Genomic DNA, 2,464 nt, shown 5'->3' with positions numbered 1-2,464 from the left:
ATGTTCCTGGCGAAGTACATGCCGCAGGTGGATCAGTGGCTGCACTACCGCAACGTCGACGTCTCCAGCATCAAGGAGCTCTCGCGCCGTTGGTACCCGCGGGTGTTCTTCCAGGCCCCCGCCAAAGACGGCGGTCACCGTGCGCTCGCCGACATCCTCGAGTCGATCAGGGAGCTCCGGTACTACCGCGAAGCGGTGTTCGTCGATGAGCCGGGGCCGTCCAGCGACGAGGCACGGGAGATCGCTTCGCGCACGGTGTCCGAGTTCACTTCGAACATGTAATACACTCGTATGGTTGCCTGCTCCGGTGGGCACATGGTGGGTATAGCTCAGCTGGTAGAGCGCTGGCTTGTGGTGCCGGATGTCGCGGGTTCGAGTCCCGTTACTCACCCTCCTGAAGAAGGCCCGAATCGCAAGGTTCGGGCCTTCTTCGCATCTCCGCATGATCGGCCTGTTCCCCTCCTGAGCTCTAGACTGACGGGGTGTCGCTCGCGGTCTGGTTCTCGTTGCTGACCGCCTCCGTCGTGATCAGTTTCACGCCCGGCGCCGGTGCGATCAACACGATGTCGAACGCCATGAATCAAGGGTGGCGACGATCGATATGGGGCATCGTCGGGCAGCAGATCGCGTTGATCGTCCATGTGGCTGTCGTGGCCGCCGGCGTCGGACTGCTGGTCTCTCGCTCGGAGGTGCTCTTCAACGGCATCCGCTATGCCGGTGCGGCGTACCTGGTGTTCCTCGGGATACGTCTCATCCTCACGAAGCCGGCGGTCGTGGTCGACGACGTTCCCGTTCCGGTCGATTCCAGGGAGAGCCACTGGTCGATGATCCGCCGGGGGTTCTGGGTCAACCTGCTGAACCCGAAGGCGATCGTCTTCTTCCTGGCGTTCATCCCGCAGTTCGTCCGGCTGGATGAGCCGCCACTGCCCCAGTACCTCACCCTCATCGTCACCGTGATCGTCGTCGATGTGATCGTGATGTGGGGGTTCTTCGCTGCGGCCGCGCGCCCCTTCCGTCGCCTCACGCGCACGGCGCGAGGGCAGCGTGTCCTCAACACGGTCTTCGGCGCCCTGTTCATCGTGGTGGCCGCGATTCTCGTTCTCCTCCACTGACCATCCGTCGCCCCTAGGCTGGAGATGATGGACATGGATGCCGCCGCCTTCGAAGAGCTCGTGATCGACGAGCTCGACCGCCTCCCCGACGACATGGTCGAAGGGCTGGAGAACGTCGTGTTCGTCGTCGAGGATCGGCCCGAGGACGGCAGCCTCGATCTGCTCGGGCTCTACGACGGCCTGGCGCTGACCGAGCGGACGCAGTACGGAATGGGTGAACTCCCCGATCGCATCGTCGTCTACCGCGAACCGCACCTCGCGCAGTGCGAGACCGACGACGAGCTCCGCGACGAGATCCACACCACACTGGTCCATGAGATCGCGCACTTCTACGGAATCGACGACGAGCAGTTGCATGAGATGGGCTGGGCGTGACGATCCCGACAGCGGTTCCCGACCTCGATGAGGTGACCGACCTGAGCGCTACTCCCCTCGAGCCATGGCAGGTGGTGGTCTGGAACGACCCCGTCAACCTGATGAGCTACGTGGTGCGCGTCTTCCGCACGTATTTCGGGTACTCCCTCGATCACGCGACGGCGTTGATGCTCGCCGTGCACCACGACGGGCATGCGATCGTGGCCACCGGACCGCGCGAGACCATGGAGCTGCATGCACAGGCCATGCACGACTTCGGGCTCTGGGCCACGGTCAGGAAGGCGACGTCATGACCTCTGACACCGTGATCGTCCCGATCACCGCCATCGAGGAGCACCACCTCGCGAAGCTCGTGGATGACTTCCTCGAGCTGCTCGTCACCTCGCGTGACGTCGGGGACCCCGCGATCGACCGGCTGGCACCGAACCCCTACCCCGACGATCCCGCCTCCGTTGCCGGCTTCGCGGAGAGCACGCGAGACGACCTCCTCGATCGGCGACTCAGCGATGCGCGCCTGATGCGGACGGCGCTCCGAGAACTCCCCGAGGGTGGTGACGGTCTCGAGGAGGCGGAGGCCCTCCTGACGCGCGAACTCTCGGTCCCCACTGCAGACCTCGACTCCTGGCTCCGCACGCTCACCGCCATTCGACTCGTGATCGCGGCTCGCCTGGGGATCACCTCCGACGAAGAGACCGGAACCGACGGTCGTCACGATGTGTACGACTGGCTCGGCTACCGCCTGGAAGTTCTCATCCAGGCGGCGGATGACGCCGATGGAAGGCGCTAGGGAACCTCGACGACTCGGGTGGCGAGGGAACGAGGATCGTCCCGCTCCCGGTGCAGACGCTCAGCAGAACACCAACGCGACGCCGCTGATCATGGCGGCGATCCTGTACCTGATCGTGACGATCCCGCTCACGCGCTTCAGCGCGTGGCTCGAACGACGGATGGCGAAGCAGCGATGATCACCGATCTGA

General features: G+C 64.5%; 6 protein-coding genes and 1 tRNA gene. All 7 read left to right on the top strand.

Annotated features, from left to right (window positions below):
• Positions 1-282 (top strand): oligoribonuclease (orn, locus tag KZA10_RS12385; RefSeq protein WP_218683019.1); only part of this gene is annotated, 282 nt, incomplete at its 5' end.
• Between the two features lie 36 nt (positions 283-318).
• Positions 319-391: transfer RNA gene (locus KZA10_RS12380), tRNA-His, on the top strand.
• A gap of 91 nt (positions 392-482) precedes the next feature.
• Positions 483-1,112 (top strand): LysE family translocator, encoded by a 630-nt coding sequence (locus tag KZA10_RS12375; RefSeq protein WP_055868411.1) that lies wholly within the window; start codon positions 483-485, stop codon positions 1,110-1,112.
• A gap of 27 nt (positions 1,113-1,139) precedes the next feature.
• Positions 1,140-1,487 (top strand): metallopeptidase family protein, encoded by a 348-nt coding sequence (locus KZA10_RS12370; protein WP_081603925.1) that lies wholly within the window; start codon positions 1,140-1,142, stop codon positions 1,485-1,487.
• Complete coding sequence (gene clpS / locus KZA10_RS12365; protein ID WP_218683018.1) at positions 1,484-1,780, top strand: ATP-dependent Clp protease adapter ClpS; 297 nt, start codon at positions 1,484-1,486, stop codon at positions 1,778-1,780. Before KZA10_RS12370 ends, clpS begins: the two co-directional genes overlap by 4 nt.
• Positions 1,777-2,274, top strand: coding sequence for a DUF2017 family protein (locus KZA10_RS12360; RefSeq protein WP_218683017.1), 498 nt, complete (start codon positions 1,777-1,779; stop codon positions 2,272-2,274). The genes clpS and KZA10_RS12360 overlap by 4 nt, the downstream gene beginning before the upstream one ends.
• Positions 2,261-2,452, top strand: coding sequence for a hypothetical protein (locus tag KZA10_RS18140; RefSeq protein ID WP_256934800.1), 192 nt, complete (start codon positions 2,261-2,263; stop codon positions 2,450-2,452). Before KZA10_RS12360 ends, KZA10_RS18140 begins: the two co-directional genes overlap by 14 nt.
• The last annotated feature ends 12 nt before the right edge of the window (positions 2,453-2,464 follow it).

Source organism: Microbacterium sp. BF1 (assembly GCF_019279095.1).
GTDB classification, from domain to species: domain Bacteria; phylum Actinomycetota; class Actinomycetes; order Actinomycetales; family Microbacteriaceae; genus Microbacterium; species Microbacterium maritypicum.
The sequence above is the reverse complement of the archived record's forward strand: the minus strand, read 5'-3'. Positions and strand labels throughout refer to the sequence as shown.